Origin of the sequence: Paenarthrobacter sp. PPS72 (genome assembly GCF_048537125.1) — a bacterium.
GTDB classification, from domain to species: domain Bacteria; phylum Actinomycetota; class Actinomycetes; order Actinomycetales; family Micrococcaceae; genus Arthrobacter; species Arthrobacter nitroguajacolicus_E.
In genome coordinates this window covers 139,105-161,371 of record NZ_JBLYIE010000038.1, presented here as the reverse complement: position 1 = coordinate 161,371, position 22,267 = coordinate 139,105, and the positions used below count along the sequence as shown (strand labels likewise).

Annotated in this window: 20 protein-coding genes and 1 riboswitch; of the genes, 14 read left to right on the top strand and 6 right to left on the bottom strand. The window is 61.8% G+C overall.

Annotated elements, in window-relative coordinates; translation table 11 throughout:
• Positions 1–114: 114 nt before the first annotated feature.
• Both ACLRGI_RS15945 and ACLRGI_RS15940 read right to left on the bottom strand, forming a co-directional pair.
• A complete protein-coding gene (locus tag ACLRGI_RS15945) occupies positions 115–1,185 on the bottom strand; it encodes a hemolysin family protein (protein ID WP_419202581.1) in 1,071 nt (356 codons plus the stop codon).
• The gene (locus ACLRGI_RS15940) at positions 1,182–2,534 is read right to left on the bottom strand and encodes a hemolysin family protein (protein WP_419202580.1); all 1,353 of its coding nucleotides are present in this window, start codon (positions 2,532–2,534) and stop codon (positions 1,182–1,184) included. Before ACLRGI_RS15940 ends, ACLRGI_RS15945 begins: the two co-directional genes overlap by 4 nt.
• Before the next feature lie 486 nt (positions 2,535–3,020).
• On the opposite strand from ACLRGI_RS15940, the gene ACLRGI_RS15935 reads away from it, so the two are divergent.
• From ACLRGI_RS15935 to ACLRGI_RS15910, 6 genes are all read left to right on the top strand, one after another.
• On the top strand, positions 3,021–6,824 hold the full coding sequence (locus ACLRGI_RS15935; protein WP_419202579.1) for a multifunctional oxoglutarate decarboxylase/oxoglutarate dehydrogenase thiamine pyrophosphate-binding subunit/dihydrolipoyllysine-residue succinyltransferase subunit: 3,804 nt from the start codon (positions 3,021–3,023) through the stop codon (positions 6,822–6,824).
• Between the two features lie 136 nt (positions 6,825–6,960).
• A complete protein-coding gene (locus tag ACLRGI_RS15930) occupies positions 6,961–7,560 on the top strand; it encodes a GDSL-type esterase/lipase family protein (RefSeq protein ID WP_419202578.1) in 600 nt (199 codons plus the stop codon).
• Between the two features lie 2 nt (positions 7,561–7,562).
• Positions 7,563–8,846: a serine hydrolase domain-containing protein gene (locus tag ACLRGI_RS15925; RefSeq protein ID WP_419202577.1), complete on the top strand. Its 1,284-nt coding sequence runs from the start codon at positions 7,563–7,565 to the stop codon at positions 8,844–8,846.
• An 80-nt stretch (positions 8,847–8,926) separates the two neighbouring features.
• Positions 8,927–9,775, top strand: a complete 849-nt coding sequence (locus ACLRGI_RS15920) for a DUF4097 family beta strand repeat-containing protein (protein WP_419202576.1) — start codon at positions 8,927–8,929, stop codon at positions 9,773–9,775.
• Positions 9,775–10,389 carry a PadR family transcriptional regulator gene (locus tag ACLRGI_RS15915; protein ID WP_419202575.1) on the top strand — a complete coding sequence of 205 codons (615 nt, stop codon included), beginning with the start codon at positions 9,775–9,777 and terminating at the stop codon, positions 10,387–10,389. Before ACLRGI_RS15920 ends, ACLRGI_RS15915 begins: the two co-directional genes overlap by 1 nt.
• A 124-nt stretch (positions 10,390–10,513) precedes the next feature.
• Positions 10,514–10,588 (top strand): 50S ribosomal protein bL37, encoded by a 75-nt coding sequence (locus ACLRGI_RS15910; protein WP_369299106.1) that lies wholly within the window; start codon positions 10,514–10,516, stop codon positions 10,586–10,588.
• 109 nt (positions 10,589–10,697) lie between these two features.
• Here ACLRGI_RS15910 and rsrA read toward each other — a convergent pair whose 3' ends face one another.
• A complete protein-coding gene (gene rsrA, locus ACLRGI_RS15905) occupies positions 10,698–10,958 on the bottom strand; it encodes a mycothiol system anti-sigma-R factor (protein ID WP_018776387.1) in 261 nt (86 codons plus the stop codon).
• Positions 10,955–11,749, bottom strand: coding sequence for a sigma-70 family RNA polymerase sigma factor (locus ACLRGI_RS15900; protein WP_419202574.1), 795 nt, complete (start codon positions 11,747–11,749; stop codon positions 10,955–10,957). Before ACLRGI_RS15900 ends, rsrA begins: the two co-directional genes overlap by 4 nt.
• A gap of 178 nt (positions 11,750–11,927) precedes the next feature.
• Between ACLRGI_RS15900 and ACLRGI_RS15895 the strand changes: the two genes are divergently transcribed.
• The 7 genes from ACLRGI_RS15895 to ACLRGI_RS15865 all read left to right on the top strand — a co-directional run bounded on the left by ACLRGI_RS15895 (position 11,928) and on the right by ACLRGI_RS15865 (position 19,210).
• The gene (locus ACLRGI_RS15895) at positions 11,928–12,443 is read left to right on the top strand and encodes a DoxX family membrane protein (protein ID WP_017198488.1); all 516 of its coding nucleotides are present in this window, start codon (positions 11,928–11,930) and stop codon (positions 12,441–12,443) included.
• A 6-nt stretch (positions 12,444–12,449) separates the two neighbouring features.
• The gene (gene aroA, locus ACLRGI_RS15890) at positions 12,450–13,832 is read left to right on the top strand and encodes a 3-phosphoshikimate 1-carboxyvinyltransferase (protein WP_419202573.1); all 1,383 of its coding nucleotides are present in this window, start codon (positions 12,450–12,452) and stop codon (positions 13,830–13,832) included.
• A 2-nt stretch (positions 13,833–13,834) separates the two neighbouring features.
• Positions 13,835–14,950: a ribosome small subunit-dependent GTPase A gene (gene rsgA / locus ACLRGI_RS15885; protein ID WP_419202572.1), complete on the top strand. Its 1,116-nt coding sequence runs from the start codon at positions 13,835–13,837 to the stop codon at positions 14,948–14,950.
• Between the two features lie 55 nt (positions 14,951–15,005).
• Positions 15,006–15,818: a histidinol-phosphatase gene (gene hisN, locus ACLRGI_RS15880; protein WP_419202571.1), complete on the top strand. Its 813-nt coding sequence runs from the start codon at positions 15,006–15,008 to the stop codon at positions 15,816–15,818.
• 181 nt (positions 15,819–15,999) lie between these two features.
• A riboswitch (SAM riboswitch) is annotated at positions 16,000–16,113 on the top strand.
• Between the two features lie 31 nt (positions 16,114–16,144).
• Positions 16,145–17,557 carry an aminotransferase class V-fold PLP-dependent enzyme gene (locus tag ACLRGI_RS15875; protein ID WP_419202570.1) on the top strand — a complete coding sequence of 471 codons (1,413 nt, stop codon included), beginning with the start codon at positions 16,145–16,147 and terminating at the stop codon, positions 17,555–17,557.
• Positions 17,558–17,662: 105 nt separating this feature from the next.
• Entirely contained in the window at positions 17,663–18,487 is an 825-nt protein-coding gene (locus tag ACLRGI_RS15870; RefSeq protein WP_419202625.1) for a class I SAM-dependent methyltransferase, read from the top strand.
• 9 nt (positions 18,488–18,496) lie between these two features.
• Positions 18,497–19,210, top strand: coding sequence for a metal-dependent transcriptional regulator (locus ACLRGI_RS15865; protein WP_419202569.1), 714 nt, complete (start codon positions 18,497–18,499; stop codon positions 19,208–19,210).
• 32 nt (positions 19,211–19,242) lie between these two features.
• Here the strand turns inward: ACLRGI_RS15865 and ACLRGI_RS15860 are convergent, their stop codons facing one another.
• Positions 19,243–20,697: a DHA2 family efflux MFS transporter permease subunit gene (locus ACLRGI_RS15860; protein ID WP_419202568.1), complete on the bottom strand. Its 1,455-nt coding sequence runs from the start codon at positions 20,695–20,697 to the stop codon at positions 19,243–19,245.
• 76 nt (positions 20,698–20,773) lie between these two features.
• Between ACLRGI_RS15860 and ACLRGI_RS15855 the strand changes: the two genes are divergently transcribed.
• Entirely contained in the window at positions 20,774–21,097 is a 324-nt protein-coding gene (locus ACLRGI_RS15855; protein WP_419202624.1) for a hypothetical protein, read from the top strand.
• Between the two features lie 34 nt (positions 21,098–21,131).
• Here the strand turns inward: ACLRGI_RS15855 and ACLRGI_RS15850 are convergent, their stop codons facing one another.
• On the bottom strand, positions 21,132–22,112 hold the full coding sequence (locus ACLRGI_RS15850) for a S1C family serine protease (protein ID WP_419202567.1): 981 nt from the start codon (positions 22,110–22,112) through the stop codon (positions 21,132–21,134).
• Positions 22,113–22,267 lie beyond the last annotated feature (155 nt).

Below are 22,267 nucleotides of genomic sequence, written 5' to 3'. Positions count from 1 at the left end.
GAATCAAACACAATTAGAGACTGCTTCCAGTGTAACTGTAAATAGGAATGATTCCTGTTTAGACAGATCCGGCGCCGATGGGGATCCACCGACGCCGGGCTCTCGTTCTCCTTGCTATTGCACTTGTTGCCCACCGTAACGGCGAATGCCGGTTGCCTGAGTAGCGTCGCGGATTTCACCTACCAACTGCTCGATGACGTCCTCCAGGAACAAGACGCCCTGCGTCTCACCGCCTGTCCCCACAACACGTGCCAAGTGTGAACCTGTGCGTTGCATGACGGACATCGCCTGCTCGATCTCATCATCCGGCGAAAGGTTGGCCAGTGACCGGATACGCCCCTCGGCAATAGGGTGCCTTCGGCCCTCGTCGGGAATGGACAGGATGTCCTTCACGTGCAGGTATCCGGCGAGTTCGCCGTCGTCGTCAACCATCGGGAAACGGGAGAATCCCGTGCGGCTCACAGCCTTCTCAAGGTCCACGGGGGTGGACGCTGTCTTCAGCACCACCAATTTGTCCAGGGGAACCATGATGTGCGAAGCGGTATGCTCCGAGAACTCCAAGGCGCCGCTCAGCAAGCCCGCCTCGTCATCCACCAGACCGTGGCGGGTGGACTCCTGAACGATTGACTGCACTTCCTCCAGCGTGAACGACGAGGACACTTCGTCCTTGGGTTCAATCTTCATCAACCGAAGAATGTGGTTGGCCAGCCAGTTCAGCGTCCAGATGATCGGGTTCACCACCCGGGCGATGAACATCAGCGGTGGCGCCAACAGCAGGGCAGCCTTGTCCGCAACGGAAACCGAGATGTTCTTAGGCACCATCTCGCCGAAGGTTACGTGCAGGAAGGTGACCAACAGCAACACGATGGTAAAAGCGATGATGTCTGCCAGTTCAACCGGAACACCAACCAGTTCCAAGGGCTCAGTCAACAAGTGGTGAATAGCGGGCTCAGCAACCTGAAGAATCAGGAGCGAGCAGACGGTGATACCCAACTGTGCACAGGCGAGCATCAGCGAGACGTTTTCCATGGCACGCAGAGTGGTTTGCGCGCGCTTGGAACCAGCTTCAGCCAGCGGCTCAATCTGGCTGCGACGCGCGGACATGACCGCAAACTCGGCCCCAACGAAGAAGGCATTGCCGATCAGGAGCACCACGAGCCAGACGATTCCTGCCCAGTCGCTCATACGGCACCTGCTTCGTGACGCGTGCTGCCGGAGTCCGTGGACGATGATTCGTCCGTCTCCACGTGATGGAAACAGATCCTGTCGATCCTTCGTCCATCCATTCGGGTAACGGTCAGCGTCCCGCCCACGGTGTCCACTACATCGCCTGTCCTGGCAATACGGCCCAGCTGGCTCATGACATACCCACCCACCGTTTCGTAAGCGGATTCATCAGGAACGGTAAGATTGGGGATCTGCTCGGAGACTTCGTCCGGCCTCAGCAAGCCCGGGAAGTACCAGTCCCCGGACGCACTTTGCAGCACCCCGGGCCGGACCTTGTCATGCTCATCAGAGACTTCGCCGACAATTTCTTCCACAAGGTCTTCCAAGGTGGTGATGCCTGCCGTGCCGCCGTATTCATCCAGCACGACTGCCAGTTGGAGGTTGCCCTCGCGCAGTTCAGCAAGGAGTGCGTCCAAGTGGATGGTCTCCGGGACTTGCAGGACGTCCGTCATGATCGCGCCTGCCTCCAGCTTGGCCCGGCGCTCCGCTGGGACCGCCACCGCTTTCTTGACATGAACCACACCGCGGATATCGTCCGTGGAATCCCCAATAACGGGGAAGCGGGAGTATCCGGTTCGCCGCGCGGCATCCAGGACGTCAGAGACGGGCTGGTCGGCGTCGATAGTCTCCATCCGGATGCGGGGAGTCATGACGTCCGCCGCCGTACGCCCGGAAAAGTTCAGGGTACGGGCAACGAAGTTGGCTGTCCCGGCATCGAGTGTCCCCAGCTCGGCAGAGCGCCGCACCAAGGATGCGAGCTCTGCAGGTGTCCTTGCCCCGGAAATCTCCTCCTTGGCTTCGAGGCCGAACAGGTTAAGCACCTTGTTCGAGAAACCATTGAGCACCACGATGGCAGGCTTGAAAACGGCGGTGAAGATCAGCTGGGGCCGCGCCAGGCGCTTCCCCAAAGGGAATGCAAGGGCTATGGCCATGTTCTTGGGGACCAGCTCCCCCAGAAGCATCGACAGCAGCGTTGCAAACGCCATGGCAACGATCAGGGCGACCGAATGCGCAACCTCAGGAGTGAGGCCCAGCAGGCCAAGGGGCCCAACGAGCAACTGCCCAACAGAGGGCTCCATCACGAAACCTGTCAACAGAGTTGTCAGCGTGATGCCGAGTTGGCAACTGGAGAGCTGCGTCGAGAGCGACTTGAGGCATTTCAGCAACGGAGCGGCAGCTTGGTCGCCGTTATCTACCGCTCGCTGAACGCTTGCCTGGTCCAAAGCAACAAGGGAAAACTCAACTGCTACAAAGAATCCGGTGCCAAGTATCAAGGCAAAGCCGGCAAGGAGAAGAATCCATTCCACTTAGCGCATCACTCCAAGAGTGGGCACGTGCAACGGGAAGAACGCCCCTGGCGCGGGAACTCGCCCCGGCGGAGGCTGGTCGGGTCCCGCAGACGCATGGTCTGCGGCACCACCGGCTGTGAGCGCCGGCGCATGATGGGCATGTGAACGGGTGTTGCCGGCTCGACGGGCACGCTGTGCGGAGTTGCCAGGTCGGCTCCCCCGACAGCTCCCAGGCCGGCACCTAGATTTACTGTCCATAAGAACTTCAGTCTACAGTCCGCCAGGCAGGGGCGCCTCGCTGTAGCCGACTACGGTTCGAAGAAGAAGTGCATGCCCATTAAGTCAGCCGCAACATGATTTAGGTCACCACTATTGGCAGTTAACCAACGATCCTAACTAGACTGACATGGGTCTGAGTTCGCGGGACCCGGACCCTGGCCCATCGTTGTGGAGAGCATCTGCGGCCAGCGGGAAAACAACACTCATGGAAGAGGCGTATTTCAAGTGCCAGAGCAGCCCAGCCACCGTCTACCAGAGGAATTTGGCGGAAACGAGTGGCTCGTTGACGAACTGTACGAGCGGTACCAACAGGACAAGAATTCGGTCGACGCCAAGTGGTGGCCACTCTTCGAGTCCTTTGCTTCCGCTGACGGCACTTCTTCCAACGGATCCTCCGCAGCCGCAAAGGCTGCCAATCCCCCTACCCAAGTACTTCCCGTGGTAGCTCCGGCTGCAGCGGCACCGGCACCGGCGCCGGCCGCTCCCGCAGCGACGCCCGCCGCGGAACCTGCAGCACCGGCGGCGCCCGCACCGGCAAAGAAGGCACCCGCCACGGTTGCCCGCGACGGAGCAAAGAAGCCCGCCGCCGGCACCACGGCCCAGCCCATCCCTGCACAGCTGCCCAAGAGCACCAAGGCTCCCACGGCACCTGAGGAAGACGTCGTATCCGTCCTCCGCGGCCCGGCCAAAGCCATTGCCACCAACATGGTGACCAGCCTTGAAGTGCCCACTGCCACGAGCGTCAGGGCAGTTCCTGCCAAGCTGCTCATCGACAACCGGGTGGTTATCAACTCCAACCTCGCCCGCGCCCGCGGCGGCAAGGTGTCCTTCACCCACCTGATCGGTTACGCGGTAGTCCGTGCGCTCTCCCAGTTCCCCTCGATGAACGTCTACTACGACGAAATCGACGGCAAGCCGAGCGCTGTGCAGCCGGCGCACGTCAACTTCGGCATCGCCATTGACATGCCGAAGCCCGATGGCACCCGCCTCTTGATGGTTCCAAACATCAAGAAGGCAGAGACCATGGACTTCGCCGAGTTCTGGCACACCTACGAGGACCTCATCAAGCGCGCCCGCAACGGCAAGCTGACCGCTGATGACCATGCAGGCACCACCGTCTCCCTGACCAACCCCGGTGGAATTGGTACCGTCCACTCGGTACCGCGCCTTTCCAAGGGCCAGGCTGCCATCATCGGGGTCGGCGCCCTGGATTACCCGGCTGAGTTCCAGGGCGCGAGCGAGAAGATCATCGCCCAGAACGCCATCAGCAAGATCCTCACCCTGACCTCCACTTATGACCACCGCGTCATCCAGGGTGCCGGCAGCGGCGAGTTCCTCAAACTGGTACACCAGCTCCTCCTCGGTGCGCAGAACTTCTACGACGAAATCTTCGAAGCCCTGCGCATCCCGTACGAGCCCGTGCGCTGGAGCCCGGATCTCCAAGTTGATCCCGCTGACGAGATCAACAAGGTTGCCCGCATCCAGCAGCTGATCCACTCCTACCGTGTTCGCGGTCACCTGATGGCTGACACCGATCCCCTGGAGTACGTGCAGCGCAAACACCCGGACCTTGACGTCCTGACCTATGGCCTGACCCTCTGGGACCTGGACCGCGAATGGCCCACGGGCGGCTTCGGCGGCAAGCCCCAGCTCAAGTTCCGGGACATCCTTGGCGTTCTCCGTGACGCGTACTGCCGCACCACGGGCATTGAGTACATGCACATCCAGGAGCCTGCCGAGCGCAAGTGGTTCCAGGACCAGCTGGAGCACCCGTACTCCAAGCCCAGCCGTGAAGAGCAGCTGCGTATTGTCTCCAAGCTCAACGCAGCAGAGGCTTTCGAGACCTTCCTGCAGACCAAGTTCGTGGGCCAGAAGCGCTTCTCCCTTGAGGGTGGCGAGTCGCTGATTCCGCTGCTCGACGCCGTGATTTCAGATGCTGCCGACGACGGCTTGGACGAGGTTGCCATCGGCATGGCCCACCGCGGCCGCCTGAACGTGCTGACTAACATCGCGGGCAAAACTTACGCACAGGTCTTCCGCGAATTCGAGGGCACCCAGGACCCCCGCTCGGTCCAGGGATCCGGCGACGTCAAGTACCACCTCGGCACCGAAGGCACCTTCACGTCGGACAACGGCAAGCAAACCAAGGTCTACCTCGCCGCCAACCCGTCCCACCTTGAGGCAGTTGACTCCGTGTTGGAGGGCATCGTGCGCGCCAAGCAGGATCGCCTGGACCAGGGCGAATCCTTCCCGGTCCTGCCCATCATGGTTCACGGTGACGCAGCCTTCGCAGGGCAGGGTGTTGTGGCTGAAACCCTCAACCTCTCGCAGCTGCGCGGTTACCGCACCGGCGGTACCATCCACGTGATCGTCAACAACCAGGTTGGCTTCACCACTGCTCCGTCGTCCTCGCGTTCGTCCACGTACTCCACTGACGTTGCCAAGATGATCCAGGCCCCTGTGTTCCACGTGAACGGCGACGACCCCGAGGCAGTGGTGCGCGTTGCACAGCTCGCCTACGAGTTCCGCCAGCGTTTCCACAAGGACGTGGTCATCGACATGGTCTGCTACCGCCGTCGCGGCCACAACGAAGGCGACGACCCCTCGATGACCCAGCCGCTCATGTACAACCTGATCGAAGCCAAGCGCTCCGTTCGCAAGCTGTACACCGAATCGCTCATCGGCCGTGGCGACATCACCGAGGAAGAAGCCGAGCAGCTGCTCCGCGACTACCAGGAGCGCCTTGAGCGCGTCTTCGCCGAGACCCATGCTGCTCAGACGTCGCCGATCCCGATCATCACCGCTGACTCCGCGGCTGTCTCGGACATCGAGCGTCCCATTGCCCAGCAGTCCGACTTCGGCACCAATTCCCCTGCCTCAACGGCAATTTCCGTGGAGACCCTTGCCCGGATCGGCAAAGCGCACCTGGAGATTCCGGAAGGCTTCACCGTCCACTCCAAGCTCAAGCAGCTTCTGGAGAAGCGCGAGCAGATGTCCCGTGAGGGCGGCATCGACTGGGGCTTCGGCGAAATCGCAGCTTTTGGTTCACTGATCATGGAAGGCGTTCCCGTACGCCTTGCAGGCCAGGACTCCCGGCGCGGAACGTTCGTCCAGCGCCACGCCGTGTTCCACGACCGCGCCAACGGCAACGAATGGCTGCCGTTGGGCAACCTTTCCGATGACCAGGCCAAGTTGTGGATCTACGACTCCCTGTTGTCCGAATACGCAGCCATGGGCTTCGAATACGGCTACTCAGTGGAGCGCCCGGATGCCCTGGTCCTCTGGGAGGCCCAGTTCGGTGACTTCGTCAATGGTGCGCAAACCATCATTGACGAGTTCATATCCTCGGCTGAACAGAAGTGGGGCCAGCGCTCCTCGCTGGTGCTCATGCTCCCTCACGGCTACGAAGGCCAGGGACCGGACCACTCCTCGGCACGTATCGAGCGCTTCCTGCAGATGTGCGCCGAGGACAACATGATCGTGGCGAACCCCACCACGGCCGCCTCGCATTTCCACCTGCTGCGCCGCCAGGCTTACAGCCGTCCGCGGAAGCCGTTGATCATCTTCACGCCCAAGCAGTTGCTCCGCCTCAAGGGTGCCGCTTCCGCTGTGGAGGACTTCACCACCGGCGGCTTCAAGACGGTGATCGGCGATCCGGACGTGCAGCCTGCCAACGTGGACCGCGTCATCCTGGTCTCCGGACGCTTGTACTACGACCTCCTGTCCAACCGCCAGAAGTCCGGGGATACCTCGACTGCGATCATCCGCGTAGAGCAGCTGTACCCGCTGCCCAAGGCTGAAATCGACGCCGAACTTGCCAAATACCCGAACGCTGACATCGTGTGGGCACAGGACGAGCCCGCCAACCAGGGTCCGTGGCCGTTCATGGGCCTGAACCTGGCACCGGAGCTTGACCGCAAGCTTCGCCTCGTCTCGCGTCCGGCTTCGGCATCCACTGCTGCCGGTTCCATGAAGCGCCACGCCGCTGAACAGGACGCCCTGATCAAGCAGGCGTTCGAACGCAAGTAGGCGAAACTGCCCGGCCTGAGGAGCGATGAGCGCGCCTTAGGCCGGGCAGTTCTGTTTAATGGGACAAGTACCCGGTTCCTGAACCGGCCGATGATCGAAACCGTGCAAGGACCCTAACGAGTGTGAAGAGGTAACCGTGGAAGACAGGAAGCTGCGCATAGCAGCTGTAGGAGATGAACTGCTTGCGGGCCTGGGGGATCCCCGCGCACTGGGTTGGCTCGGAAGAGTGCTGGCCCGCACGCCCCAGGACTCCGTCGCAGTGGAAAGTTTCCCGCTCCCCTGCCCCATGGAAGGCACTGAGGGCCTTGCCGCCCGGTGGCAGGATGAAGCGGGCAGACGCTTCAGCGATAGTCATGAGAATCGATTGGTGATCGGCCTTTCGGGGCGCGACCTCGAGTTTGGACTTTCCACGGCGCGCAGCCGCTTGAATCTTGCCAACATCCTTGACGGAGCTTCGCACAGCAGTGTGGAGGTCTTTGTGGTGGGCCCGCCTCCTACACTCGATCCCGTCCGCAACAAGCGGCTTGCCGAACTGAACACGGCGTTTGCCGATGTCACCACACGACGGAACCACCACTACGTTGACACCTTCTCCCCCTTGCTCAATCATGAGCAGTGGAGGACGGACCTCGCAGCCAATGGGGGAACACCGGGCCAGGCCGGCTACGGATTGATTGCGTGGCTTGTCCTGCACCGCGGCTGGTTCCAGTGGCTTAACATCGCTCAACCGGAGTAGCCATGTCGCGGAACGTGCAGGTTTCTGTCAAAGCAGCAGTCACAGCAGCCATTGTTGCGGCGCTGGTATCCACAGTTTCCTGCAGTTCCGGTCCACCGACTCCTTCAGCGACGTCGCCAACGGCCACAACGGCCACGCCGGCCACCTCGCCATCAACGCCCCCGACTCCCTCTGCTGCATTGCAGCCCTTCGACGCCGGAACCCTGCGTTCAGAGTTTGAGCGGACAGCGAAGGAAGTCCTGGTACCCGGGGCCATGATGCTATTGGTGACACCTGGAGGAACCCTCACTGCTTCGTACGGCACTGGAGTCCGTGACGCCCAACGCGCTGTTTCAGCCGAGGACCATATCCGCGTAGGTTCAGTCACTAAGACCTGGACCACCACTGTGGTTCTGCAGCTGGTTCAGGAGGGCAAGCTGTCCTTGGATGACCCCGTGTCCAAACACCGCGCCGACGTTCCCAACGGGGACGCCATCACACTTGAGCAAATGCTGACGATGCGGAGCGGACTGTTCAACTACACCGAAACACTCGAACTCAATTCGGCCATGGATACAGACCCGCAGAGGGCGTGGAAGCCGGAAGAGCTACTCGCCCTGGCCTTTGCCCGCCCACCATACTTCGCTCCGGGCCAGGGCTTCCATTACTCCAACACCAACACCGTTTTGCTCGGCCTCATCGCGGAAAAAGTTGAGGGGAAACCGCTCGGACAACTGTTCAAGGAACGAATCTTTGAGCCGCTTGGCCTGAAGGGCACGATCTTTCCCGATATTTCATCCAACAGTGTTCCCCAGCCACATCCCCAGGGCTACTTCTTCGGTGACAACGTCCTGACCATGACCACCCCCGCACTTCCGGAGGAGATGCAGAAAGAAGCTGCGGCAGGCGCTCTGGCGCCCAACGATGTCACCGATGTCAACCCATCGTGGGCTTGGGCGGCCGGTTCAGGGATCTCCACGGCCTCGGACCTTAAAATTCTGGGTGAAGCCCTCGTTAACGGGAAGCTCTTAAAGCCGGACCTTCAAAAAAAGCGGCTTGACAGCGTCGCGCCCATCAACACTGACAGCCCAGGCGGGGCCTCCTATGGTTTAGGGATTGCGAAGTTTGGCAACCTCTATGGGCACACGGGAGAACTTCCGGGCTTCAATACGTTCATGGGCAGTGACCCGGTGAACTCCGTCACCCTGGTGGTATGGACCAATCTGGCCCCTGCGGCCGACGGGCGGGATCCGGCGGTGACCATTGCGCGCTCGATCATCGGCAAAACCTACCAGCCCTTGGCCTGATTTCCGCTAACCATTGCTTCCGGGATGCACACGATATATCGTGTTGACATCAACGCGATATATCGCAACTTGGAGGGACTATGTCTGACGAACTTTGGACCGTGACGGGCCCGCAAACCATAGATGTAGAGAATGTCCGGTCACTGAAACTGGGCATCGTCAAGGGCCGCTTTGACGTCGTGACGCACGATGAGCCATTCGTCCGGATCGAAATCAGCGAGATTACGGGCGACCCCCTGACAGTCACGCTGGTTGATGGGCGGTTGGAAGTACGCCACCAGCTTCAAGGACCGCAGGGCTGGTTCCGCAATCTGATGGGCACCGTCAATAACACAAGCACCAACTCGGTGATCGTCGGCATTGCGCTGCCGTCCGGCGTCGACGTTGAGGCAGGTACCGTGAGCGGCGACGGCATGGTCTCCGGTATCAGCGGTCGCACCAGGCTGAATACGGTCTCCGGTTCGGTTTTGGCGGACGGCACCCGCGGCGAATTGCACGTGAATACAGTCAGCGGCGAGGTCATCGCCAGAAACCACGACGGCGTCCTGACCGCCAAGAGCGTCTCAGGCGAAGTTACCGCTTCTGGCAAGTTCAAGAATGTCCGCGCGAGCACCGTGAGCGGCGACCTCAGCTTCGATCTTCAGGACTTCACCAACGATCTCGGGGCCAACTCTGTCTCCGGGGACCTGACCATCCGGCTGCCGCACGATGTAGGCCTGGACATCGTGGCGAAGTCGGCCAGTGGAACCGTAGTAATCGATAGCCAGATGTACGCCCAACCTGGCAGCAACGTCCACACTATCGTCGGCCCCGATGAAAGGCTGATGCTGGTGCGGACCAACACCGTATCCGGCAAGACCTTCATCATGCACGGGACGGCGCCCACACCGGAGAACGGCCACCCTGTCCCCGGGGAAGCGGGCCTCTGATGCCTCCGGTCTTCGCGCACGGCGCCCTGCGACTATACCTGCTTGCCTTGCTTGAGACAGGTCCGAAGCACGGCTACGAGCTGATCAAGGCGTTGGGCGACCGCTTCGGAGGCACCTACTCCCCCAGCGCCGGCACCATCTACCCGCGCTTGGGCAAGCTGGAGGAGGAAGGTCTCGTGGCCACGGAGACCGAAGGGCGGCGCACCAAGTACTCCATTACGGCTGCCGGTCGCGCTGAGCTGGACAGCCGTCGGCAGGAGTTGGCAGATGTCGAGGACAACATATCGGCCTCCGTCAGGAGGCTCGCTGACAGTCTGCGGGCGGACATCCGCGCCAACATGCGTGGGCTGCGGGCAGATCTCGCGGCCACTGCCGAGGCTGCACGCACCAGCGCCTCCGCGGCAACTTTTCGAAGCAGGACCGCTGGCCATACTCCCGAAGGCCAACGCATCCTCAAGGAAGCGGAAATGTTGGTCCAGTCCTTCAGGGACGACATCCGTGTGGAGTTGCGCCAACACGGCGCCTCGCAGCCGTTGACTCCCTTGGCGCTTGAAACCGTGCGCACCGTGTTGGACCAAGCCCGCATCTCCATCAGGAATTCGCTGCAGGACTAGGTACCGGGGTGGCCATTCCGTAGCTCCTCACCCTCAGGGCACCGCCCGGTTCGCGGCGCAGCACCCGGATGTGCGAAACTGGAGGGCAGCTTTATTGAGTATCAATCCTTGAAGGAGGCCAGCTATGAGCAAGCGTGCACGTAAGCGTCGTGACCGTAAGCGCGGCGGCGCGAACCACGGCAAGCGTCCCAACACCTAAGCCATCGGCTTAGCGTCACAGGCTTAAAGCGAAGGCCCCGGAAACCATGCGGTTTCCGGGGCCTTCGCAGTTAATGCCCGATCTGATGAACACTCCATAGGGAGTTGTATCAGGCGTCCACAGGCTTAATGGAGTGAATCCTATCCAGGATGGAGTTCTTCAGGTTCTCCGGCGCGGACTCAGTGCATGAGCGCTTGACCATGGTCCGGATGAGGCACTCAAGGTCATACTGCTCGGCACATTCCTCGCAGGTGTCCAAGTGCTGCTTGATCTCCGTAAGGTCCTCGCGGGTCAATGCGCCGTCGAGGTACTCGTAGATCCGCTGCATTCGCGTATCGTCGCAATCGCCCAATCCCTGGCAGTCGCTCATTTCTCTTTCTCCTGATTGTTGCTTCCGGCCGCGGCCTGATCTTCGGTTTGGGCCCTGAAGCCCCGTTCGGCGGCGTAATCCGCCAGCATGTCCCGCAGCATCTTCCTGCCGCGGTGCAACCGTGACATGACCGTGCCGATCGGGGTGTTCATAATCTCTGAAATTTGCTTGTACGCATACCCTTCGACATCCGCGAAGTAGACCGCCAGCCGGAATTCCTCAGGAATCGACTGCAAGGCATTCTTCACATCGGAATCAGGGAGGTGGTCAAGAGCCTCAGTCTCCGCGGACCGCAATCCGGCCGAAGTATGCGACTCCGCCTTAGCCAACTGCCAATCCTCGATGGTGTCCGAGTTGGACTGCAGCGGCTCACGCTGCCGCTTCCGATAGAGGTTGATGTAGGTGTTGGTAAGAATGCGATACAGCCAGGCTTTAAGGTTGGTTCCCGGCTTGTACTGGTGAAAAGCAGAAAACGCCTTGGTATAGGCCTCTTGAACCAGATCTTCGGCATCGGAGGGGTTGCGTGCCATCCGCATGGCTGCCGAGTACAGCTGGTCCACGTACTGCATGGCGTCGCGCTCAAAGCGCGCCCGCCGCTGTTCGGGAGTCTCCGTGGCAGGGTCGACGTCGGCTGCAACCGTCGCGTCATCCGCGCCGGCTGCCTGGTACATGGCCGCTGCGGCCGGTTCAGTGGTGCTCATCGTTGCCAAGTCTACTGTCAGCTGCCGGGATTCCGGCTGCATCCCATATCCAGGTTCCGGTAGAACCACCCGGTCCTTAACCAAAGTCAAAAAACCAACTCCGTTCAACAGGCGGCAACATGATGCCGCAGTCCGGCCTCCACCGCACCTGTTGTTCACAACGGCTGCTGCTGGGTAAATATTCCGCAAAAGTGCAAGACTAGAGCAGACTGCACCCCTTCAACACAACACACCGAACTAATGTGGCAAGCCATCCAGGAGGCAAGACATGTCTGTTATCCGTTTTCTCGCACGTCCCATGCTCGCGTCCAGCTTTGTCGTGGCAGGGCTGGACAAGCTCAGGAACGCGGACGACACTGCGAAGCAACTCTCGCCCGTCCTTCGCCGTGCCTCGGAATCCCTGCCCTTCAAAGCTGATGAAAAGACACTCGCGCGCGTCATCGGCGGCGCGCAACTGGGCGCCGGCGCCCTGCTCGGACTGGGTAAACTCTCACGCTTTGCCGCCACGGTGCTGGCTGTTACGTCAGCCTTGAACTCCTATGTCGAGTGGCGCTCCGCCGACATCAGCACGAAGGAAGGTCGAAGCGCACGCAAGGCCCAGTTATTGAAAAACATTTCCCTCACGGGTGGTGTGCTTCTTGCCTCTGTTGACACCGCTGGCCGTCCCAGCATTGCCTGGCGGGCGGAGCACCTGGCTGCCGATGCCAAAAAGGTGACTGGCAAGCAGATCAAGCGCGCAGACAAAGCAGTCCGCAAGGCCGTTGACAACGCAGTTGGAGCATAAGGAAGCATGACCGGTACCACCGCCGCAAACACCGAATCGACCGAAGCCGACACCATGCTGCCACTCTGGCCGGCACCGCTTGCCAACGGGCCTGTGGACGCAACAGTGACGGTCCCTGGTTCAAAGTCGCTGACCAACCGGTTCCTGGTGTTGGCTGCTTTGGCGGATGGTCCCTCACGGTTGCGGGCCCCCCTTCATTCCAGGGACTCGGCATTGATGATCCAGGCCCTCCGGCAACTGGGGGCGACTGTCACCGAGGTACCAGGGGACGGCAACTTCGGTCCGGATTTGGAAATTACGCCCATGGATCCGGCCTCATCAGGCGCTGAGACGGTGATCGATTGCGGCCTGGCCGGAACTGTCATGCGGTTCGTTCCCCCCTTGGCCGCACTTCGCAACGGGGTAACGATCTTCGACGGCGATCCCCACGCCCGCAACAGACCCATGGGAACCATCATTGAAGCATTGCTGGCCCTCGGCGTTCCGGTGGCAGCGGATGGCGGCAGGACGCCGTCGTCCCTTCCTTTCGCAGTGAACGGTACCGGTGAGGTCCGGGGTGGCCATCTGGTGATAGATGCCAGCGCTTCATCACAGTTCGTTTCCGCGTTGCTGCTGGTGGGTGCCCGCTTCACTGAGGGCCTGCACCTGGAGCACGTGGGCAAGCCCGTTCCCAGCTTGGACCACATCGCCATGACCGTGGAGGTCCTCCGGAGTGTCGGCGTCGTCGTGGACGATTCCGTACCCAACCACTGGCGGGTCTCCCCCGGCCCCATCCACGCTTTTGACCAGCGGATAGAACAAGACCTGTCCAACGCAGGGCCTTTCCTCGCTGCTGCGCTGGCCACACGCGGCACCGTACGTATTCCCAATTGGCCCGCCGGCACCACGCAAGTGGGTGACCAGTGGCGCAGCATCCTGACGGCCATGGGAGCACAAGTATCTTTCGAAGACGGAACCCTGACGGTAACCGGAGGCCCCGAAATCAAGGGGGCTGACTTCGATGAAACCAGTGAACTGGCACCCACTGTCGCTGCACTGTGCGCTTTGGCCAACGGACCCTCCCGGCTGACGGGCATTGCCCACCTCCGGGGGCACGAAACCGACAGGCTTGCCGCCTTGGTTGCCGAAATCAACGGCCTCGGCGGCGACGCGGAAGAGACTGCCGACGGCTTGGTGATCCGCCCGGCAGCCCTGCACGGCGGGGTGGTGCACAGCTACGCCGACCACCGCATGGCCACTGCAGGGGCGATTCTTGGGCTCGCCGTCGACGGCGTACAAGTTGAGGACATAGCCACGACGTCGAAGACCATGCCGGAGTTTCCAAAGATGTGGGAAGCCATGCTGAAGCCATCCGATGCCGGTGCCGATCTTGATGAGGCCAGCAACTAACCATGGGCCGTGACGCACGCTCCTGGGACGAATCCGACGTCCGGATCCGTCCCAGCAAAAAAGGATCAAGGCCCCGAACCAAGGATCGCCCCAGCCACGATGACGCCGTGATAGGCAGGATCATCACTGTGGACCGGGGGCGGTACAGGGCGATCGTGGATGAAGATTCCCCCGACGAACGTATCGTTATTGCGGCGCGAGCCCGTGAACTGCGGCGCAACCCTGTTGTTCCCGGTGATTTCGTCGCACTGGTGGGAGACGTCTCAGGCTCCCCCGACACACTGGCCCGTCTTGTCAGGGTGGAAGAGCGGAAGACGCTCCTACGCCGCAGCGCTGACGATACCGACCCCATCGAACGGGTGGTGGTAGCCAACGCCGATCAGCTCGTGGTGGTTGTTGCAGCTGCCAACCCGGAACCACGTACGGGCTTCATTGATCGGGCCTTGGTGGCAGCGTACGACGCCGGCATCGAACCGTTGCTGCTCATCACCAAAGCGGACGTCAAGGATCCCGCGGAACTCCTGGCCAATTACCTGAGCCTGGACTTTCCCGTCATCATCAGCCGGACCGCCGACTCCGAAGCCGGCGGCATCGATGCCCGCTCGGATGACGGACTATCAGCCCGGCTGGACAAGGACGCCGTATCCCAGCTCCGCTCTCACCTGGGTGGAAAAGTTACCGTCATGCTCGGTCACTCCGGCGTGGGTAAATCCACCATGGTCAATGCACTGACGGGCGCAGAGCGCGCCACCGGTGGCGTTAATGCGGTGACGGGCCGAGGCCGCCATACATCGTCCTCGGCTTTGGCGTTAAAGCTTGACGATGCACCGTCCGGCAGCTGGATTATCGACACTCCCGGCATCCGCTCCTTCGGCTTGGCCCATGTGGACCCGGACCGGATCCTGCATTCTTTCCCGGACCTCGAGCCCGGCACGGAGACCTGCGACCGCGGCTGCAAGCATGGTGCCAACGCAACCAATTGCGGGTTGGATGCCTGGGTGAACGATGGCCATGCGGGCCCGTCAGGTGTTGCCCGGTTGGCCTCCTTGCGCCGTTTGTTGGGTGCAGACCCAAGGCTCGAAGCTAAAGAGACCAAGGAACTGGGCACCGTCAACTGATTGTGGACGGCTTCGCGTCCCCACTGGAGCTTGGGATTCAGGATAGTTTGGTGGCATGACCCATCCCGTTTCCACCTACAACGATGACCTGCGCCTTGCCCACGTCCTCGCTGATTCCGTCGACGCCCAGACCATGGATCGCTTCAAGGCCCTGGACCTCAAGATCGAGACCAAGCCTGACCTCACCCCTGTCACGGACGCCGACAAGGCCGCAGAGGAAGCAATCCGTGGGCAACTCTCCCGCTCGCGTCCGCGTGATGCCGTCCTGGGCGAAGAGTTCGGCAGCAGCGGCCATGGCTCACGCCGCTGGATCATCGATCCCATCGATGGAACCAAGAACTTCGTTCGCGGCGTTCCGGTCTGGGCTACCCTGATCGCCTTGGTAGACGACGACGAACCCGTAGTGGGAGTTGTCAGCGCCCCTGCCTTGGGAAAGCGCTGGTGGGCCGCCAAGGACATGGGCGCCTACATGGGCCGGTCCCTCGCCTCTGCCACCCGGCTCAAGGTTTCGAATGTGTCCAGCCTGGCCGATGCCTCAATGTCGTATTCGAGTCTCTCCGGGTGGAAGGAACGGGGCAACCTGGACGAGTTCCTTGACCTCACCGAAGACGTCTGGCGCACGCGCGCCTACGGCGACTTTTGGTCCTACTGCTTGGTGGCGGAGGGCGCGGTGGACATCGCCTGCGAGCCGGAATTGAACCTCTACGACATGGCAGCGCTGGTTCCCATCGTCACCGAAGCCGGCGGCAGGTTCACCTCACTCGAAGGCGAGGACGGTCCCTTCGGCGGCAACGCCTTGGCCACCAACTCGATCCTCCACTCGGAGGTCCTCAAGCGACTCAACCCCGGCATCGACGACCTCCTCTAAAACTCAATGGTCGTCCCGGTTGGGCGAAGGGCAGAATAACCTAGCGGCGGAGGCACCCTTTCGGGTGTCTCCGCTGTCTTTTATTCGGCCAATCAGGGAATACGCATTCGACGTAACAAAGGGCTTAACAATAGACCGTGGCTTTGGAACGGCCCCGGGGAGTGCCTTAGCCTTTTTTACAGGTCACGAGTGCCAGCGCTAAACCCCGGTTTGCTGGCCGGCAACCCTCCATTCGCGGTGGGGTGCCCCGGGTGACGACCCGGCCGGTCCGGAACGGATGCGGCAAGCGCGGATCCCCTACGGGGGTCCCTCTTGAGTGAGGTCCCATGAGCACTGCCACGTTCAACTCCCACACCATTGCGTCTGCCCTTGTTGAAGAATCCACAGCAGAGGCAACTGCCGCCGCGCGTCCGCTTGCAGCGGTAACCGGCGCTGAGCTGCAAGCCCCACTGATCCAGGGTGGCCACGTGCGCTACGCCAACCTTGACTACGGTGCATCGGCTCCCGCTTTGACCATTGTTTCGGCCTACCTCAACGAGGTCCTGCCCTACTACGCCAGCGTTCATCGGGGAGCCGGCTACGCCTCCCAAATCAGCACGTCCGTGTACGAAAATTCCCGGAACATTGTCCGTGACTTCGTTGGCGGTCGGCCGGATGACTCCGTGATCTTCACCCGCAACACCACGGACTCCTTGAATCTCCTGGCCGGATGCCTTCCACAGGTGGATGGCGAGTTTGCCGGCGAGGTCCTGTACTTGGACATCGAGCACCACGCCAACTTGCTTCCGTGGCAAGGAGTCCCCCACCGCAGCGTCGTCGCTGCAGCAACCCTTGCCGAAACGCTGGACAAGCTCCAATCCGAACTTGCACAGGGCGGGGTTAGCCTGCTTGCCGTGACCGGTGCCTCGAATGTGACCGGCGAGATCCTTCCCATCGACCGCCTTGCTTCACTTGCCCACGAACACGGCGCACGAATCGTGGTTGACGCCGCCCAGCTCGCACCGCACCGACGGATCAGCATCAGCGAGGCCGATGTCGACTACATCGTGTTCTCGGGGCACAAGCTTTACGCCCCCTTCGGCGCGGGCGTCGTGGTAGGTCGCCCGGATTGGCTCGACGCCGGCACGCCGCACCTGGCCGGTGGCGGGGCCGTACGTGAAGCCCGTCTGGACTCCGTCAGCTGGGCCGCCGGCCCTGCCCGGCACGAGGGAGGCTCCCCCAATGTACTGGGCGCCGCAACGCTCGCTCGTGCAACCCAAGTCCTCGCAGGGCTGGACCAGGACGCATGGCACGCGCACGAAGCCGCCATCCGTTCATACCTTGTGAGAGGACTGGAGGCCATTGACGGGGTCACTGTCCACAAGATTTTCGCTGACTCCCTGGACACCATCGGCGTGGTCAATTTCTCCGTAGAAGGTTTCGACGCCGGACTGGTAGCGGCCTACCTCGCGGCGGAGCATGGCGTTGGCCTTCGTGATGGCCGGTTCTGCGCGCACCCGCTCCTCAAGCGCCTCGGGCTCCCCTCCGGATCCTTGCGTGCCAGCTTCGGTGTCGGCTCCCGGTTGGAGGACGCCACCAGGCTGCTCGCAGGCATCGAGGGACTCAAGCGCAACGGACTGGGATGGGATTATGTGGTGGATGAGGGCCGCTGGGTTCCGGCCAATGACCACCGTAGCTACCCCGAGTGGGCCCCCAATACTCCCGGCACTGCAGGTGCAGCTCCCTGCACTGTGGATTAGACAACTGTCGACTAAACAGCTGTCGACTGTGTGCACCTTCACGGGAAGCACTGCGGTAAATTCGTAGGGTACTTTTGACAACCCTGTGAAGGAGTTTCCGTGGGCCTGCGATCTCCGGCCGCATCCAGCGGCCAACCACGTACTCCCGGGCCAGCCGGGCCGCGTGGTCCCAGGCTGCATGGTTCCCGTCGGCATCATCTTGGACAGAGCTTCCAGGACGGCGGCGAACACTACCACCGTGTCCGTCCCGGCTACCCCGCCGATTCCGTGGACTGGCTGGTTCCTCCCGGGGCTCGCTCCGCGGCCGACGTCGGAGCCGGCACAGGCAAGTTCACGGCACTCCTGGTAGAACGCGGGCTGGAGGTCGCCGCCGTCGATCCTTCCACGGATATGTTGGAGCAATTGCGAAGGGCCTACCCCCATGTCAGCGCATTGGAGGGGACGGCAGAGGCAACAGGGCTGACGGACTCAGCATTCGACGTCGTCAGCGTTGCCCAAGCCTGGCACTGGTGTGAGCCGCTCGCTGCTAGCAGGGAGATCGCCAGGATCCTGCGTCCCCACGGGGTCCTGGGGCTGATCTGGAACCAGTTGGACACTTCTCTTCCCTGGGTCCATCGGCTCTCGCGCATCATGCACGCAGGAGACGTCCACAAGCCCGGTTTCCGGCCAACCATCGGCCCGGAGTTCGAGGGCCTGGAAAGCCACGTAACCCTATGGGAGGATTCCCTGACGCCTGAGGACATCATGGAACTGACCAAGTCCCGCAGCTATTACCTCCGCGCCAACGATGCCACCCGCGCCAAGGTCATGGGCAACTTGGAGTGGTACCTCTTGGACCACCTCGGCCATGCCCCGGGTGAAACCATCGGGTTGCCCTACATGACGCAAACCTGGCGGGCGGTCAAGATTCAGGGTGCGACGCCACGGTAGGCTTGGGATGTGAAGACCAGTACGCCCTCCTCCTCGATCGAGGACTACGTCAAGGTCATCTACTCCTACACGGAGTGGCAGGACAAACCCATTACGTCGTCCCAGCTTGCCCAGCGCCTTGGCGTGGCTAACTCCTCCGTGTCCGAAATGGTCCGCAAACTCAAGGACCAGGGCCTCGTTGATCACCAACCCTACAGCGCCATCAGGCTCACCCCTCAGGGCATGCGGCTTGCGCTCTCCATGGTGCGCCGGCACCGGCTCATTGAGACCTACTTGGTGGACGAACTGGGCTACAGCTGGGACGAAGTCCACGACGAAGCCGAAATGTTGGAACACGCCGTGTCCGACACCTTCATCGAGCGTATGTCGGCCAAGCTTGGACATCCTGTCCGGGACCCGCACGGCGACCCAATTCCGTCAGCCGATGGTTCGGTCGAGTTGCCCCACGCCTACCGGATGATCGAACTGGATCAGGGCCATTCCGGCCGCATCACGCGAATAAGCGACGAGAATCCGGACCTCCTTCGGTACCTTGCCTCCGAAGAGATTTCCCTTGATGCGCCTGTTGAGGTGGTGGGCCGAAAGCCCTTCGGCGGCGCCCTTGTGGTGCGTATCGGCAGCGGAGCCCAAGGCCGCGAGTTCGACCTCGCGGATGAAATCACTTCGGCTCTCTGGGTCCAGAGCGCCGAGACGCACGAAGGCTGCATTCTTCCAGCCCGTTAGGGCCCTGGCCGGAAGCCCCTCTGCGCCTGAGATCAGCTGCGCTGCCCGCCCGCACCGCCGTCGTCGGACGCTGCCCCAGCTCCGCTGACACCGCGGGTCCCGGTCTCCTGCGCAGGATTCCTGATTCCGACGGCGGACGCAGCCGCCCCGAACAGGAACAGGCCCGCAGTCACCAACAAAGCGTTGTACAGGCCGTCACGGGTGAAGGCCGGCCCCACAATGACCCCTGCGAAGGCAATGGAGATCAGACCCGCGATACGCGCCACAGCATTATTTACGGCGGAACCAATCCCGGCCTCCGCCGGGGGAACAGCACCAAGAATGGCCGCGGTGAGGGGCGCCACCAACGTGGCCAGGCCAAGGCCAAAGACCATCTGGCCCGGAAACACCTGCGTCCAGTAGTTCAGCGGGTCCTGGACAGTCAGTGACATCAGGAAGCCCGCAGCGCATAATAACGGGCCTATGGTCATGAACCATCTGGGGCCGTACTTGCCGGCCAGACCCCCAAAGTAGGACGCGCCCAGCATCAGGATGACGGTGCCGGGAAGCAGTGCCATACCCGCCACCGTGGCGCCCATCCCGCCCACCTGCTGCAGGTAAATCCCCAGCACGAAGAAACCCAAGGAGATGCCGGCGTATATGGCCAAGGTTGCGAGGTTACCCCAGGCAAAGTTTCGGATGGCGAAGAGTCTCAGCGGCAACATGGGCTCAACAGTCCGGGCCTCGTGGATGAGGAATAGAATCATCGCAATCACGCCCACCACCAGCGGGGCCCACACTTGGGCGCTCCCCCAGCCCATCCTCCCCTGTTCGATGAACGCATATACCGGCCCGCCCAGGCCCACCATTGCCAGGAAAGCCCCCAAGTAGTCGATGCTCTTGCTCTTGTCCCTGGCCGCGTCGGAAACCCTGAGGCGAGCAAGCACAGGCCAAATGGCCACGGCCGGGATGACATTGATGAAGAAGATCACCCGCCATGACAGCAGGTCAACAGCGATGCCGCCGATCAACGGACCCACAATGGCCGCAGCGCTCGTCCATCCTGACCACCGCCCAATGGCCTTCGACTGTGCCGGGCCTGAGAACGACGAGATGATCATGGCGAGCGAACTCGGAACCAGAAGGGCGCCGGCGATTCCTTGCAGTGCGCGGGAAACCACCAACACTTCGCCGGTCCACGCCAGGCCGCACATGACCGAGGTCACCGCAAAGCCGGCCAGCCCCCATTCAAGTATCCTGGCCCTGCCGAAATGATCAGATAGTGAGCCGGCAACCAATATCAGTGCTCCCAGCGTGAGTAGGTACGCGTCCACCACCCACTGCTGAATGACCAAGCCTCCCCCCAATTCACGACCGATGGCCGGGAGTGCGAGATTCACCACAAAACCATCAAGAATTGCTATGAACGATGCCACTATGGCCACCACGAGGACGCGCTTTTGGAGCGGGGTACTCGGCAGAAGCGCCGCGGTGTCAGTCATGTGCAAAGCCTACGCCCGCCAAGTCCCGTATCGTTGAGTGGTGATCAGCAGACGTGATGCCGCATTGGCCCTTGATATTTCGATGGAAATGGCCCAACGCCACGGCATTCCGTCCCGCCTCTCCGAGGCCGACCTCAGGGAGATGCAGGACAATCCCCCGGCGTGGTTGGTGCAGTCCCGCGCCAACCGCACCGGCAAGCGACCCGTCTGGGTCCACCTGACGTGTGCTGTGTGCGGGTACACCGAGGCCGTGCGTCCCAAGAAATGGTGGCCGGACTTTTCCTTTGTCTTCTGTGGCACCCATCGGAACAGCGAACTTCCCGAGCTCTTCCTCGGCGATGTGCGCAGCGAGTATGAAGGTGTGGGAAGCCGCTTCGTCGGCGTGGTGGACGTTCGCGAGGACTGAAGCTGAGCAACGAGACAGACAGCGAGACGCCTGCCTACCTTGGCTGGCTCATTTCCGAGGGTACGGCAGTCAGCTTGAATGCCCTGCCTTCCCGGAGCACCGTCAGCCGGAAGGGCTCGCCGATAGCCTCGGCAAACAGTAGTCTCTGCAGGCTTTCAGCACTGGATACCGCTCTGTCCTGCGCGCGCAGCACCACATCCCCCGGTTGGAGCCCGGACAACTCCGCCGGCGAGCCCGGGATAACCTCTACCACTCGCAGGCCTTCCTTCTGGCCGGTCCGCACCACCGCACTGGCATCCAAGGGTATGGGCGTACTTACCAGGCCCAGATAAGCACGGCGCACCCGGCCGTCCTTCAGTAGGGACGCGATGATGCGTTGGGTTGTGGTGTTGATAGGTACCGCCAGCCCGAGCCCGAGACCTGCAACGGCGGTGTTGATACCCACGATGCGTCCCCTTGTATCGGCCAGTGCGCCCCCTGAGTTCCCTGGATTAAGAGCAGCGTCGGTTTGGATAACGTCCTCGATCACCCGTCTGTGCTCGCCCGCCCTCACGGGAATGGACCGCCCCAAACCGCTAACCACCCCAGCGGTCACCGAACCTGCGAGCCCCAATGGATTACCAACAGCGATCACCAGCTGACCCACCCGCAACGTGTCGGCATTGCCCAGCAGGGCCGGCGGCGGGGTGGACTTCAAACCACGGACGACGGCAAGGTCGGAAAGGGGATCTGCCCCCACCAGTTCCACTTCAGTGTGCTTGCCATCAGCGAACACCGCCCGGCCGGACTGTAAGCCCGCCACCACGTGGGCGTTGGTCAGCATGTACCCGTCGCCGGTGAAGACTACGGCTGAACCGCTTCCTCCGCGAACCCGTCCCCGGCGGTCTGTACTCATCATCTCAATGGCGGCAACGTGGGGCGTCACCGACTCGGCTACCCGTATGACGATCTGCGAGTACGCGTCCAACGCTTCGTCGTCTGATGCCTGTTCTTCAAATGCCGGGTTTGTGGTCATCTCGTGCCTCCTGCAAGGTCCGCCACGCTTCACCGCCAACCCTCGGCAAGCGCCTAACCAGTACAACTGCCGGTTACAGGCGGGTAGTCCGGAAGTTGCTACGCCGTGGGTGAACTAGTCGCTCGTCAGGCAAAAGAAAGCCCCCGGATCACAAG